The sequence below is a fragment of the Ectothiorhodospiraceae bacterium 2226 genome (genome assembly GCA_013348725.1).
GTDB lineage: Bacteria > Pseudomonadota > Gammaproteobacteria.
Map to the genome: position 1 here is coordinate 1,595,539 of CP054689.1, position 13,093 is coordinate 1,608,631.

General features: G+C 70.5%; 13 protein-coding genes. 9 read left to right on the top strand and 4 right to left on the bottom strand.

Annotation, left to right across the window (positions count from 1 at the left end):
* Positions 1 to 289: 289 nt before the first annotated feature.
* The 4 genes from soxZ to HUS23_07700 form a co-directional block, all read right to left on the bottom strand.
* Positions 290 to 601 carry a thiosulfate oxidation carrier complex protein SoxZ gene (gene soxZ, locus HUS23_07685; GenBank protein ID QKT03704.1) on the bottom strand — a complete coding sequence of 104 codons (312 nt, stop codon included), beginning with the start codon at positions 599 to 601 and terminating at the stop codon, positions 290 to 292.
* A gap of 47 nt (positions 602 to 648) precedes the next feature.
* Entirely contained in the window at positions 649 to 1,113 is a 465-nt protein-coding gene (gene soxY, locus HUS23_07690) for a thiosulfate oxidation carrier protein SoxY (protein ID QKT03705.1), read from the bottom strand.
* A 164-nt stretch (positions 1,114 to 1,277) separates the two neighbouring features.
* On the bottom strand, positions 1,278 to 2,651 hold the full coding sequence (locus tag HUS23_07695; GenBank protein QKT03706.1) for a sigma-54-dependent Fis family transcriptional regulator: 1,374 nt from the start codon (positions 2,649 to 2,651) through the stop codon (positions 1,278 to 1,280).
* Complete coding sequence (locus HUS23_07700; protein ID QKT03707.1) at positions 2,648 to 4,594, bottom strand: sensor histidine kinase; 1,947 nt, start codon at positions 4,592 to 4,594, stop codon at positions 2,648 to 2,650. Before HUS23_07700 ends, HUS23_07695 begins: the two co-directional genes overlap by 4 nt.
* 179 nt (positions 4,595 to 4,773) lie before the next feature.
* On the opposite strand from HUS23_07700, the gene HUS23_07705 reads away from it, so the two are divergent.
* The 9 genes from HUS23_07705 (at position 4,774) to HUS23_07745 (ending at position 13,025) form a co-directional block, all read left to right on the top strand.
* Positions 4,774 to 4,890 (top strand): lipoprotein, encoded by a 117-nt coding sequence (locus HUS23_07705; protein QKT03708.1) that lies wholly within the window; start codon positions 4,774 to 4,776, stop codon positions 4,888 to 4,890.
* Between the two features lie 11 nt (positions 4,891 to 4,901).
* Complete coding sequence (lysA, locus tag HUS23_07710) at positions 4,902 to 6,155, top strand: diaminopimelate decarboxylase (protein ID QKT03709.1); 1,254 nt, start codon at positions 4,902 to 4,904, stop codon at positions 6,153 to 6,155.
* Complete coding sequence (locus tag HUS23_07715) at positions 6,152 to 6,829, top strand: class I SAM-dependent methyltransferase (GenBank protein QKT05010.1); 678 nt, start codon at positions 6,152 to 6,154, stop codon at positions 6,827 to 6,829. Before lysA ends, HUS23_07715 begins: the two co-directional genes overlap by 4 nt.
* A complete protein-coding gene (dapF, locus tag HUS23_07720) occupies positions 6,826 to 7,659 on the top strand; it encodes a diaminopimelate epimerase (protein QKT03710.1) in 834 nt (277 codons plus the stop codon). Before HUS23_07715 ends, dapF begins: the two co-directional genes overlap by 4 nt.
* Positions 7,656 to 8,372, top strand: coding sequence for a DUF484 family protein (locus HUS23_07725; GenBank protein QKT03711.1), 717 nt, complete (start codon positions 7,656 to 7,658; stop codon positions 8,370 to 8,372). Before dapF ends, HUS23_07725 begins: the two co-directional genes overlap by 4 nt.
* Before the next feature lies 1 nt (position 8,373).
* Positions 8,374 to 9,321 (top strand): tyrosine recombinase XerC, encoded by a 948-nt coding sequence (xerC, locus tag HUS23_07730; GenBank protein ID QKT03712.1) that lies wholly within the window; start codon positions 8,374 to 8,376, stop codon positions 9,319 to 9,321.
* 147 nt (positions 9,322 to 9,468) lie between these two features.
* The gene (locus HUS23_07735; GenBank protein ID QKT03713.1) at positions 9,469 to 10,092 is read left to right on the top strand and encodes a 2OG-Fe(II) oxygenase; all 624 of its coding nucleotides are present in this window, start codon (positions 9,469 to 9,471) and stop codon (positions 10,090 to 10,092) included.
* A 131-nt stretch (positions 10,093 to 10,223) separates the two neighbouring features.
* Complete coding sequence (locus tag HUS23_07740) at positions 10,224 to 10,787, top strand: DUF2845 domain-containing protein (GenBank protein QKT03714.1); 564 nt, start codon at positions 10,224 to 10,226, stop codon at positions 10,785 to 10,787.
* Between the two features lie 216 nt (positions 10,788 to 11,003).
* Positions 11,004 to 13,025, top strand: coding sequence for a hypothetical protein (locus tag HUS23_07745; protein ID QKT03715.1), 2,022 nt, complete (start codon positions 11,004 to 11,006; stop codon positions 13,023 to 13,025).
* Positions 13,026 to 13,093: the final 68 nt, after the last annotated feature.

Sequence of the window (13,093 nt, forward strand, 5' to 3'; positions counted from 1 at the left end):
ATCCGCCGGTCGCGGATGCGGCGTTATCGTTCTGCGGGCGTCGGGGCGAAGATCCCTGCAGGCGGCTCGATCGGCCCCGGCGGTCAAGGCTGGCCGCCACCGTTATGCCGGCGGACGGCGCCGTCGAGCGATCGCCGTGCGGAAAACCGCACGTTCTGCGTGGCCGCGGGCGCCAGGAGGCGCTTGCCTCAGATGTGCCAGCCATCATTGTAGCGGCGCTGCGGTGTGTCGCAACGTGCTGAAAAAAAAGGGCCCCATAAAGGGGCCCTCGGGATCGCGGCGGGTCGCCTCAGCCGATCTCGGTCTCGGTCGAGTCGCTCTCGCCCTTGTTGTCGACCCAGCTCATCTTCAGGGTGTCGCCCTTCTTGGCGCCCTGGAACTGGAAGGACAGGTAGGGATTGGCGGCGATACCGGCACCCCAATGGGCGGTCATCACCGGCTCGCCGTTGAGCTCGGTCACGACCTCGGTGATGTAGTGGGCCGGGATGCGCTGGCCGGTCTTGCCGTCCTTGCGCTGGCCGGTTTCCATCGGGTGCTGGATCAGGGCGCGCACGGTGGTGGAATCGCCCTGCACAGCGGTACGAACGCGAATCGTCGACATATCAGAATCCTCTCGAGCTGAACACTAAGCCAATGGGCCGAGGGCGTTTAGCCGCCGCAGCCGCCGATGGTGACCTTCACTTCGCGGCGCGCGGTGTGCAGCTTGCCGTTGGACTGCACCACGGCCACCACGTCGGAGGTGCGGGCCATCTTGATGCGGGTGGCCACGAAGCCTTCCGCGTTGGCGGAGAGGTCGAACTTGCCGGCCAGCGGGGAGTCGTTCTTCTCCACGATGATGGCGATGGACTCCGGGTTGGCAATGCCGGTGTTGATAGTGACCGGTACCACGGCGCCGTTCTCGGCGATGTCCGGGGCGGTGATCTCGATGTCGCCGCTCTGTTCGGTGCCGGCACCCTGGTACAGGTTCTGCAAGACGGCATCCATGGAATCGGCCTCGAATGCGCCCTTCGGCCACTCGGCCAGCACCGCCTGCGGGGCCAGCAGGCCCGCGCCCGCCGCCACAGCCACTGCGCTACCCGCGAGGGTGCCCTTCAGAAAGACTCGACGCTGCATGTGCGTGCTCCTCTGCTTTGGTGGAATAAGAGTTCTCACCCGATAAGGCAGCAAGCCGCGTGCCAAGTTACGGCGGTCGTCTTTTCAATGACTTGCGGCGCACCCGGTCCGCGCGCGGCACGTGGGGGTCGCATTCTGCAACGTGCGCGCCGTGCATTTTGCAATCAGGCCTCGCCCTGGGCGCCGCGCTCCGCCTCGGCCCACTGCTGCAGCTTGCGCCACAGCGTGGACTTGTTGATGCCGAGGGCCTGCGCGGTTTGCTCGCGGTTCTGATCGAAGTGCGCGAGCACCTTGAGCACGTAGCGGCGTTCGAGTTCGGCCAGGCTCGGCAGGTCGGCGTCGATCGCCGCGGCGCCGCTCGCGGATCCTTCGGACAGCTCTTCGTCGAGGTGCATGAGCGGTCCCTCGACCAGGGCCACGTGACGCTCGACCAGGTTGCTCAGCTCGCGGATGTTGCCGGGCCAATCGTAGTCGCATAGCCGCGCCACCGACTGGGGATCGAAGCCGGCCACGTCACGATGATACTGGGCGGCAAAGCGGTCCACGAAGTGCTGGATTAGCAGCGGGATGTCCTCGCGGCGCTCGCGCAGCGGCGGCATGCGGATCTTCACCACATTGAGGCGGTGGTACAGGTCGTGGCGGAACTTGCCCTGCGCCACCATGGCGTCCAGGTCGCGGTTGGTGGCCACGATGAAGCGCACGTCGATGTCGATGGGGCGCACGCCGCCCACGCGCGTCACCTGCTGTTCCTGCACCACGCGCAGCAGCTTGGTCTGCATGGCGTCGGAGATGTTGCAGATCTCATCCAGGAACACCGTGCCGCCCGAGGCCACTTCCAGCAGCCCCTGCTTGGCCTGCACCGCACCCGTGAAGGCGCCCTTCTCATGTCCGAACAACTCGCTCTCGAGCAGGGTGTCGGTGAGCGCCCCGCAGTCGATGGTGATGAACGGGCGCTCGGCGAACTGGCTCTGGAAGTGGATCGCGCGCGCGGCGAGTTCCTTGCCGGTACCCGACTCGCCCTCGATGATCACGTTGCAGCGGATGTCGGCGATCTTCTCGATGGTGCGGTGCACGCGGTGCATGGACTCGGCATGGCCGACCATGCCGTAGCGCTCACGCTGCTCTTGCGAGAGCTGGTGCTTGAGCGCGCGGTTCTCGCGCACCAGCGCGGTGTGCTCGAGGTTCTTCTCGATGAGGAGGTGCAACTCCTCCATGTCGAAGGGTTTCTTGATGAAGTCGGTGGCGCCGAGACGCAAGGCCTCCACGGCGCTGTCGACGCTGGAGTAGCCGGTGATGATGACCACCGGCACGTCCGGGTCCTGTTCGCGCACCCGCGCCAGCAGGTCGATGCCGCTCATGCCCGGCATGCGCAGGTCGGTGATGATCATGGCGGCCCCGTGTGCCTCGAAGTGCGCCAGCGCCTTGCGCGGGTCCTGAAAGGGCAGGCAGGCGTAATGGGCACCGGCGCTGAAGCGCTGCATCAGCGCGCCCGCCTTGGGGTCGTCGTCCACGAACAGGATGGTCGGATGTTCGCTCATGACTTGGTCTCCGCTGACTGGCGTGCCGCCGCCGCCGGCGGCGCAGGGTGCGCCGCGGCCGGCAGCCGCAGCGTGGCACGTGCCCCGCGCGGCGCCGTGTTCTCGATCTGCAGGCTGCCGCCATGGCGCTCCACGATACCCAGGCTGATGGACAGGCCGAGGCCGCTGCCCTCGCCGACGTCCTTGGTGGTGAAGAACGGATCGAACACCCGCTCGAGCAGGCCGGGATCGATACCGGGGCCCTGATCCTGTATCTCCAGGCGCACGTCCTCGCCGCTGAGCCCCAGCGTTACCCGCACCACGGCGCCCGTCGGGCTGGCTTGGATCGCGTTGCGCAGCAGATTGATCAGGGCCTGCTGCAACTGGCCGCGGTCCCCCTCCAGCGCCGCCACCCCCTCATTGCTAGCCGCCACCACCACCTCGCGCACCTGCGCCTCGTGCTCCACCAAGGCCACCGTCTCGGCCAGCCAGGCGTCGGCCTCGAACACACTGACCTGCGGCGGCACCTGACGTGCGAAGTTCAGGATGCCCTGCACGATCCGCCCGGCGCGCAGGGTCTCCTCGCGCAGCGAGTCCAGGTCCTGGCGCGCGGGTGCGTCGTCGGGCAGCGTGCGTCCGACCAGCTTGGACAGCGACAGGATGTTGTTGAGCGGGTTGTTGAGTTCGTGCCCGATGCCCGCCGCGAGCTGGCCGATGCTGGCCAGCTTGGCGTTGTGCAGCATCATCGCCTGCGCCTTGTCGCGTTCGGCGCGCGCCTTCTCCAGCGTATCCGCCATGTAGGTGAAGGCGTTCTGCAACTCGTCGATCTCGCGCAGCCCCTGGCGCTCCAGGCGCAGGCGCCGGCCGTTGTCGGCGTAGGCCTTGAGATTGTGTGCCAGGCGGCTCACCGGTCCGGCCAGGCGCCGTGCGCCGATCTGCGCGAGCCCCAGCGCGGCGAGCAGGGCGATCACCGCGAACAGCACGATGGCGATGCGGATGCGGTTGAACGGGGCGCCGATGTGGCCCGGGTCCACGCGGCTCGCCACCACCCAACTCACCAGCAGGGTCGGGTACGGGTAATACTCCACGAAGTGGTACTGGTACTGGTCGCGCACCATGCCGTGCGGGCGCAGGTCCAGGGCCGCGAGCAGCGGGTGGTCGGGATTCAGGCGGCGCGGCTCGTCGAGCAGCCGCCCGAAGCGCACCCCGGTATGGTCGTCGTACAGCAGCGCGCCGTGGCGCGCCGGGTCCTCGGGGTTCACCTCCGCGATGAACAGCCGTCCTTGGTAGGGGCGCGGCGCGAAATCCAGGATGCGGTCGAGTTGGGCGCCCTGCACGTTGATCGCGAGGTAGCCGATCACCTCGCCGGCGCCCGCCAGCGGCACCACGTAATCCAGCATCGCGGGCCGCCACGCGGCACTTTGCGTCTCGCGGCGCTGCGGCAGCAGGGCGTAGCCGAGCTGCCCCGGCGGGAGCGCCGCGAGCGTGCGCATGAACTCGGCGTCCTGGACCTCCTGCTCCACCAGCGGGATGCCGTCCAGGCTGTCGTAGGCCGCCTCGCTGCGGCGCGCATTGCGCACCATCAGCAGCGTGTTGCCGCGCACGTCCAGCACCCGCATGCTGTAGATGCCCGTCAGCACGTTCTGCACGTCTTCCAGAAAGGCGTTGAGGCGCTCGGAGCGCGCGCCGTACTCGGCATGCAGGCGGCTGTCGGCGGCGTCGGCCAGCACCGGCAGATAGTCCGTCAGGGCGGGCGACTCGGCCAGGCCGAGAATTATCTCGCGCTCGCCCTGCAGGCGCCGCCCGACCTCGGACACCACGGCGCGCAGCCCCGAGTCTACCTCGCGGCTCACTTCGTTGCGGTGGCTGTGCTCGGCGTAGTAGGTCGCCGCCAGCACCAGCGCAATGAGCGGCACCACCGTGGACAGGAACACCCACCAGAATATGTTCGACCTAAGTGTCAAAGCTCACCTTCTCGAGCCCGTCCGGACTGCATCGCCCTGGCGGCGATCGCTACGCCGCCCCTCAGTGTACTGCAGTGCTAAGCGGCGTCCCGATGTTCGCGCCGCACCGCTTTAGCCCGCTGGAGCGAAACCGTATACTGGGCCGCTAAGACCCGCCCATTCCATATAAGGTACCCGCCATGCATGCGCTGCGCCCCCTGTTGCTCGCCGCCCTGTGCCTGGTGGCCTTGTCCGGCTGTGGACAAAAGGGCCCGCTCTACCTGCCCGACCCCGAAAGCCCCGCCACCGCGCGTTGAGAAGCCATTCCATGGACCATTTCATTCGCCGCGCAGGACGCCTGTATGCCGAGGAAGTGCCGCTGAGCGCCCTCGCGCGCACCTACGGCACGCCCTGCTACGTCTACTCCCGCGCCACGCTGGAGCGCCACTACCGCGCCTTCGAGTCGGCGCTGGGCGATCAGCCGCACCTGGTCTGCTATGCGGTCAAAGCCAATTCCAACCTCGCGGTGCTGGGCGTGTTGGCGCGCCTCGGCGCCGGCTTCGACATCGTCTCGGCCGGCGAGCTGGAGCGCGTGGTGCGCGCCGGGGGCGACCCGCGGCGCGTGGTGTTCTCGGGGGTGGGAAAGCGCGAGGACGAGATCGAGCGCGCGCTCGCCGCGCGCATCCGCTGTTTCAACGTCGAATCGGCCGCCGAACTGGCGCGCATCGACGGGGTGGCGGCGCACCTCGGCTACCGGGCGCCGATCTCCATCCGCGTCAATCCGGACGTCGATGCCCGCACCCATCCGTATATATCGACCGGTCTGCGCGACAACAAGTTCGGCGTGGCCATCGAGGAGGCGCTGGCGCTGTACCGCAGCGCGCGCCAGCTCTCCAGCGTGGAGGTGGTGGGCGTGGACTGTCACATCGGCTCGCAGCTCACCGAACTCGCGCCCTTCCAGGACGCGCTGCAACGGGTGCTCGCGCTGGTCGACCGGCTGCGCGAGGAGGGCTTCGCGATCCGCCACCTGGATGTCGGCGGGGGCCTGGGCATTCGCTACCAGGACGAGGCACCGCCCTCGCCGGCGGACTACGCCCGTGCCCTGCGCGAGGGACTGGCGGGGCGCGACCTCACCCTGTTCATCGAACCCGGACGCGCCATCGCGGGCAACGCGGGCGTGCTGCTGACGCGCGTGGAATACCTCAAGTGCGGGCCGCACAAGAACTTCGCCGTCGTCGACGCGGCCATGAACGACCTGATGCGCCCGGCGCTGTACAACGCCTGGCAGGCCATCGAGCCGGTGGAGGCGCGCGCGGACGTCGAGACCCGGACCTACGACGTGGTCGGGCCGGTGTGCGAGACCGGCGACTTCCTCGGCAAGGAGCGCGCGCTCGCGATTGCGGCGGGCGACCTGCTCGCGGTGCGTTCGGCGGGCGCTTACGGCTTCTCGATGAGTTCCAATTACAACAGCCGCCCGCGTGCCGCCGAGGTGATGGTGGACGGTGAGCGCCACCACCTGGTGCGCCGCCGCGAACGCCTGGAGGACCTCTGGGCGGGCGAGTCGCTGCTCCCGGAGGCCTGATGCAGCGCGTACCCGAACCGGAGCTGATGGACGATGCGGCGCAGGCGCGGGCTTACGCGGAGGCCGATTTCGCCGAGGCGCACGACGCCTTCGTGCGCCTGTACCTCGAGCGCTTCGGCGCGGCGCCGGACGGCTGGGTGCTGGATCTGGGCTGCGGCCCCGGCGACGTGACGCTGCGCTTCGCGCGCGCCTGTCCGCAGGTGCGGGTGCACGGGGTGGACGGCGCCGCCGCCATGCTGCGCCTGGGCACGGCGGCGGTGGAGGCCGCGGGCCTGGGCGAGCGGGTGACGCTGCTACAGGGGCATCTGCCGGGCGCGTCGCTGCCGCGCCCGCGGTATGACGCCGTGATCAGCAACAGCCTGTTGCACCATCTGGCCGAGCCCGGCGTGTTGTGGGCCAGCGCGCGGCGCTTCGGTGCACCGGGCGCGCCGCTGTTCGTGATGGATTTGCTGCGCCCGGCCGACCCCGCTGAGCTGGAGGCCCTGGTGGCGCGCTACGCCGCCGATGCCCCGCCCGTGCTGCGGCGCGACTTCGCCGCCTCGCTGGCGGCGGCCTACCGGGTCGACGAGGTGCGCGCGCAGCTGGCCGCGGCGGGCCTCGCCGGCTTCACGGTGGAGGCCGTCAGCGACCGGCACTGGGTCGCCTGGGGCCGGCTGCCGGAGGCCGCGTCATGAGCGCGGTGCGCTTCAGCAAGATGCACGGCCTGGGCAACGACTTCGTGGTGTTCGACGCCGTGCGCCAGCGCCTCGAGCTCACGCCGGAGGTGGTACGCCGCCTCGCCGACCGGCACGAGGGCATCGGCTGCGACCAGGTGCTGGTGGTCGAGCCGGCGCGCACGGCGGACGCCGATTTCCGCTATCGCATCTACAATGCCGACGGCGGGGAGGTGGAGCAGTGCGGCAACGGGGCCCGCTGCTTCGCCCGCTTCGTGCAGCGCGAGGGCCTGTCGACCCAGCACCGCCTGCGCGTCGAGACCGCCGGCGGGCCGATCACCCTGATCCTCGAGGACGACGGCGAGGTCACGGTCGATATGGGCGCGCCGCGGCTCGCGCCCGCCGAGATTCCGTTCAAGGCCGAGGCCCAGGCGCCCGATTATGAACTCGAGGTGGACGGGCGCAGCTACCGTATCGGCGCCGTCTCCATGGGCAACCCGCACGCCGTGCTGCGGGTGGACGACCTCGAGGCGGCGCCGGTCCCGACGCTGGGTCCGCGCATCGAGGCGCATCCGCGCTTCCCGCGCCGCGTCAACGTCGGCTTCATGCAGGTGCTGGACCGCACGCACCTGCGCCTGCGCGTCTACGAGCGCGGCGCGGGTGAGACCCGCGCCTGCGGCACCGGCGCCTGCGCCGCGGTGGTGGCGGGCCGGCTGCAGGGGCTGCTTGACGAGACAGTGGAGGTGCAGTTGCCGGGGGGGCGGCTGCGGATACGGTGGCAAGGGGACGCGGCGCCGGTATGGATGACCGGCCCCGCCGTGCATGTCTACGAGGGGCGTATCGAACTATGAGCAGCAAACCCGCAAGCGAACCCGCGACCGCCGCGCCACCGATCGGCGACAAAGAGGTGGTGCGCTATCTGCGCCAGACGCCGGACTTCTTCGCCCGTCACAGCGAGCTGCTCACCGAGCTCACCCTGCCGCACGCCGTCAACGGCAAGGCGGTGTCGCTCATCGAACACCAGGTCGCCATCCTGCAGGAGCAGCGCACGGAGCTGAAGCGGCGCCTCGACGGCCTGCTCGCCATCGCCGCCGAGAACGACCGCCTGCATTCCCGCCTGCACGAGTTCACCTTGCTGTTGCTCGGGGCGCGCGGCCCGCGCAGCCTGATCGACGCCCTGAGCGGCGGGCTGCAGCGCTTGTTCGAGGCCGAGCCGGTGGTGCTGCTCGCGCCGGCGCGCCCCGCGCACCCCGAGCTTGCGCCGCGGGTGCAGATCGCCGAGCCCGACAGCCCGGCGCACCAATGGTATACCCGGGTGCTGAAGGGCGGCGTGCCGGTGTGCGGCTACCTGCAACCCGAGCAGGTGCAATACGTGTTCGGGCGCGAGCGCAGCACGGCCGTGGCCTCGGCCGCCCTGGTCCCCCTGGTCGACGGCGAGCGCACGCTGGCCCTGCTCGCGCTGCCGAGCCCCGATGCCGAGCGCTTCAACCCGCGCAAGAGCACCGACTTCATCGCCCAGCTCGGCCGCTTGATCGCGCGGGGCCTGGCCCCGTACTGGAGCTGACGTGGAGCCCAGTCAGCGGGCCTGGGTGGAACGCTTCATCACCCACTTGCGGGTCGAGCGGCGCCTCTCGCCGCACACCCAAGCGGCCTACCGGCGCGACCTCGACACCCTGGTCGCCTACTGCGACAGCATCGGGCGCGCGGACTGGGCCGCGCTCAGCGTGCACGACGTGCGCGGCTTCGTCGGCTGGCGTCACCGCAGCGGCCAGGGCGGTCGCAGCGTGCAGCGCGCCCTCTCCGCGCTGCGTTCCTTCTACGTCTATCTGATGCGCGAGGGGACGGCCACGCGCAACCCCGGCGCGGACGTGGCGGCACCCAAGTCGCCGCGCAAGCTTCCGCGCGCGCTGGATGTCGACCAGGTCGGGCGTCTGCTGGCGCCGGTGCCCGGCGGGACGCGTCCGGAGCTGGCGGCGCGCGATGCCGCGCTGCTGGAGCTGTTTTATTCCTCCGGGCTGCGCCTCGCCGAGCTGGTCGGCCTGAATCTCGACGATCTGGACCTCGCCGAGGGGCTGGTGCGCGTGCGCGGCAAGGGGGCCAAGACCCGGGTGGTGCCGGTGGGCCGTGCCGCCCGCCAGGCACTCAAAGGCTGGCTGGCGCTGCGGCCGGTGATGGCGGGCGCCGCCGAAACCGCATTGTTCGTGAGCGCCCACGGGCGGCGCCTGTCGCCGCGCGCGGTGCAGCAGCGCCTGGAGGCGCGGGCCGCCGCGCAGGGCCTGGAGCTGCGCGTGCACCCCCATATGCTGCGCCACTCCATGGCCAGTCACGTGCTCGAGTCCAGCGGCGATCTGCGCGCGGTGCAGGAACTGCTGGGCCACGCGGATATCGCCACCACGCAGATCTACACTCACCTCGACTTCCAACATCTCGCGCGCGTGTACGACCGCGCCCATCCACGTGCGCGGCGCAAGGCGGCGGCCGCCCCCGCCCCGGCACCCGAGGACGAGGAGTAGGCTAGCCGCGCGAAGGTCACCAAGCACCGGTAGCCGCCGCCATCCTCGGCTGCCTGTCCTTCGTGTTCTTCGGGGCGCGCGTCGGCCCGGTCGGGTTCTCCCGTCGGGGCCAGGCACGCCCCCTCACTGCTGCGAGTCAATCCCAACATGGAAGCGGAAACGGCACAGGCCTGCGCGGCGGTGGCGGCCGAACTGGAGCGCGCAGGCTGGGCGGTGCAGCCCGATTTTCTGCCCGCGGACGAGGTGGCGGCGCTGGCCGACGAGGTCTTGGCTTACTGGGCGCAGGGCGAGTTTCGCCCCGCCGGCGTCGGCCATGGCGCGGAGCTACGTCTGCGCACGGACGTGCGTCAGGACCACGTGCACTGGCTGGTGCCGGAGGACGCCACCCCCGCGCAGCGGCGCTATCTGGCGCGCATGGAGACCCTGCGCCGCACCCTGAACGAGCGGCTGCTGCTGGGCTTGTTCGAGTTCGAGGGTCATTTCGCGCTGTATCCCCCGGGGGCGTTCTACCGCACCCACCTCGATCAGTTTCGCGGCGTGGAGGAGCGCCTCGTCTCCTGCGTGGTGTACCTCAATCGGGATTGGCGGCCGGCCGACGGCGGCGGCCTGCGCCTGTATCTGGAGGCGCCCGACCGCACGCCGTACGTCGACGTCGAACCGCGCGCGGGTACCCTGGCCTGTTTCCTGAGCGGGCAGTTCTACCACGAGGTGCGGCCCACCGCCGCGCCGCGGCTCAGTCTCACCGGTTGGTTTCGCCGCCGCCTGCTGTAGCGCCATGCACGTCGTTGCGGATGCGTGATGAATGTCACGGCTTCGTACGGCGGGGGCAGCGCGCATAGGCTACGTTTTGAGCAGGGAAGCCGCACAGGCGGCGGCCCCCCGTGCACCGGACGGAGAGGGCGATGCATCGCAGGTTGGCAATTGCGCTGCTGGGGCTCTTGGGCTGGGCGTTCAGCGCCGCGGCGGAGGCCGGTCTGCGCTGCGACGGACGGCTGGTGCAACTCGGCGACCGTCAGTACGACGTGCTGAGTCTGTGCGGGGAGCCGGACTACCAGACGCCGCTCTACGCCTCGGCGCACCCGTATCTGCTGGTGCCGCAGGTGGAGGAGTGGCAGTACAACTTCGGCCCGCATCGCTTCATCCGCATCCTGCGCTTTCAGGACGGGCGCCTGACGCAGATTCGCACCGGCGGTTATGGCTACCACGCGCCGGCGCGTGAGCGCTGCCCGCCGCAGACCCTGCGCCGCGGTTTGAGCGTGATCGAGTTGCTGGGACGCTGCGGCGAACCGGACCACCGTGAGCTCCGCAGCGAGCAATACCTGTTCGATCATCGGCGTCACCCGCCGATCAGCGTGGCCGTGCCGGTGGAGGATTGGTACTACGAATTCGGTCCCGGCCAGTTCTACCGGGTGGTGCGCCTGGTCGACGGCCAGGTCGTCGCCGTCGACACGGGTCGTCGGCGCTAGCAGCAGTCTGGCAGCAGTCTGGCAGCAGTCTGGCAGAAGCCTGGCGGGGGCCGGGCAGAGGTCTGAAACAATCTCTTCTGGATTTCTCAGCCCAAGCGAAGCGAGTAGCGTGGTTCCGCTTGGCTTCCCCTGGCGGACGGCGCGCAGCACCCCATCCGCAGCATCATCGGCCGGCGCGCTCGCGCCGCGCAAACGACGTGAGGAGGAAGATGGGCCATGGAGCAGGCCAAGGCGCGCATGTGCGCGGGCGGACTGGTGTTGGGGGCGTTGCTGGCCCTGGGGCAGGCGAGCGCCGAGCATGCCCCGGATCCGCGCTGGGAGTGGCGCAACCCGCTGCCCCAGGGCGGCGCAATCGGCTGCGTGGCGAGCGGCCCCGAGGGCTGGCTGGCGGTGGCCGAGGGCGGCGCCTTGTTGCGGGCCGAACCCGACGCCGCCGCCTGGCAACTCGCTGACGACCACGAGCTTCCCGCCGCCCGGCATTGCACGGCGATGGCGCAGGGTGCCGACCGCTGGTTGGTCGCGCTGCAGGAGGGCTATCAACGCGGCCGGCTGTTCCACTCGGCCGACGGGCGGGCGTGGGCGCCCGCCGCCGAGGGTCAATTCCATGGTCTGCTGCATCACGACGGCCAGTTCATCGCGGTGGGCGAACGGCCTTCCGAGTCGCGCGAGCCGGGGGTCGAGCCGCAGGGCATGATCGCCACCTCGGGCGATGGCGCGCATTGGGATGCGCCGGTCGACGTCGAGGCGCCGCTGCGCGATGTGACCGCCGGCGCGGGCCGCTATGTGGCGGTGGGCGGCGCCGGTGCGGTGTTCACCTCCACCGATACGGTGGCCTGGGCGCCGGCCGAGAGTGGCACCGACCACTGGTTGTACGCCGTGGCTTACGGCGTGGATCGCTTCGTGGCGGTGGGGGCCGCCGGTACCGTGCTCGCCTCGGCCGACGGCGAGCAGTGGCAGGCGGTGGACAGTGGCACCGAGCAGACGCTCTACGCCGTGCACTACGCCGAGGACCGTTTCGTGGCGGTGGGCAGCGAGGGCGTGGTGCTGGAGTCGCGCGACGGCCTGGCGTGGTCCGGCGAACGGCTGGCGCGCGGCGCCACGCTGTATGCGCTGGCCGGCGACGGCGACGCCCTGGTGGCGGTCGGCGAGGCCGGCGAGATCTACACCCACCGCGCGGCCGACCCTTGGCGCGCCGGCACGCACAAGGCGAGCGGCGCCGATACCCCCTATCGCCACCTGCGTCGCGTGGCCGCCGGCCCCCGCGGCTTGGTCGCGGTGGGCAGCGCCGCCACCGTGCTGCACTCGGCCGACGGCTCGGCGTGGAGCGCGCGCCGGGTCGGCACCGAGGCGGATCTGTGGGGCGTGGCCTACGGCGACGGCGCCTACGTGGCGGTCGGCTCCGCGGGTGCGGTACTGCGCTCGGTCGACGGGCTGACCTGGGCCCTGCACCGCGCCGGCGGCGAACTGGCCTCGGTGGTGCATGGCGCGCCGGGGTTCGTGGCCGTGGGCGGCGGCGGGCGCATCGAGCGATCGGCGGACGGCGTGCAGTGGGAGGAAGTCGCAAGCGACACCCGCGCGCGGCTGTTCGACGTGGCCTACGGCGCGCAGGGCTACGTCGCAGTGGGCGAGGACGGCGTGCTGTTGCACGCCGCCGATGGTGCCGCCTGGGAGCGTCGTTCGAGCGGGACCTGGGGCCCCCTGACGCGGGTCGCCTGGGGCAACGGCCGGTACCTCGCGCTGGCGCCCGACAACGGCTTCACGCAGGTGCTGCACTCGGAGGATGGCCGCTTGTGGAACATCGTGGCAGAGGTCGGGGGGGAACTTCAGGAGTTGGCTTACGACGGCGACGCCGAGCAGTTCGTTGCCAGTGGCGTGGCGCGCGGAGGAGACATCGCGTTGCACGTAAGCCCCGACGGCGCGCAATGGCACACCCATTCCCTTCTTGCCAATCAGGTCCGCTCGCTGGTCGCAGCGGGCGGCGCTTTGATCGGCGTGGGCGACTACGAGCGCATCCTGCAGGCAGGGGCGTACGAGGCCGGCGAGACCGGCCAGCCGCACGAGGAATCGGAGACACCCCCGCCGGACCCTGCGGGGTTGCCGGACGTGAACGCACCGGCGGCGCAGGCGGGATGCACCGCGGGCGCTCCCCAGCGCACAGACGCCATCCTGCTCACGTTGGTGCTCAGCGCCGCGCTCTATCTCCTGGGCGGTCGACCGCGCGTCCGTCTCAGAAGATGAGGCCCAGAACGCCGAGCACGACCAGCAGCCCGATGACGAAGATTACCGATGCGATCCATAACAGCACT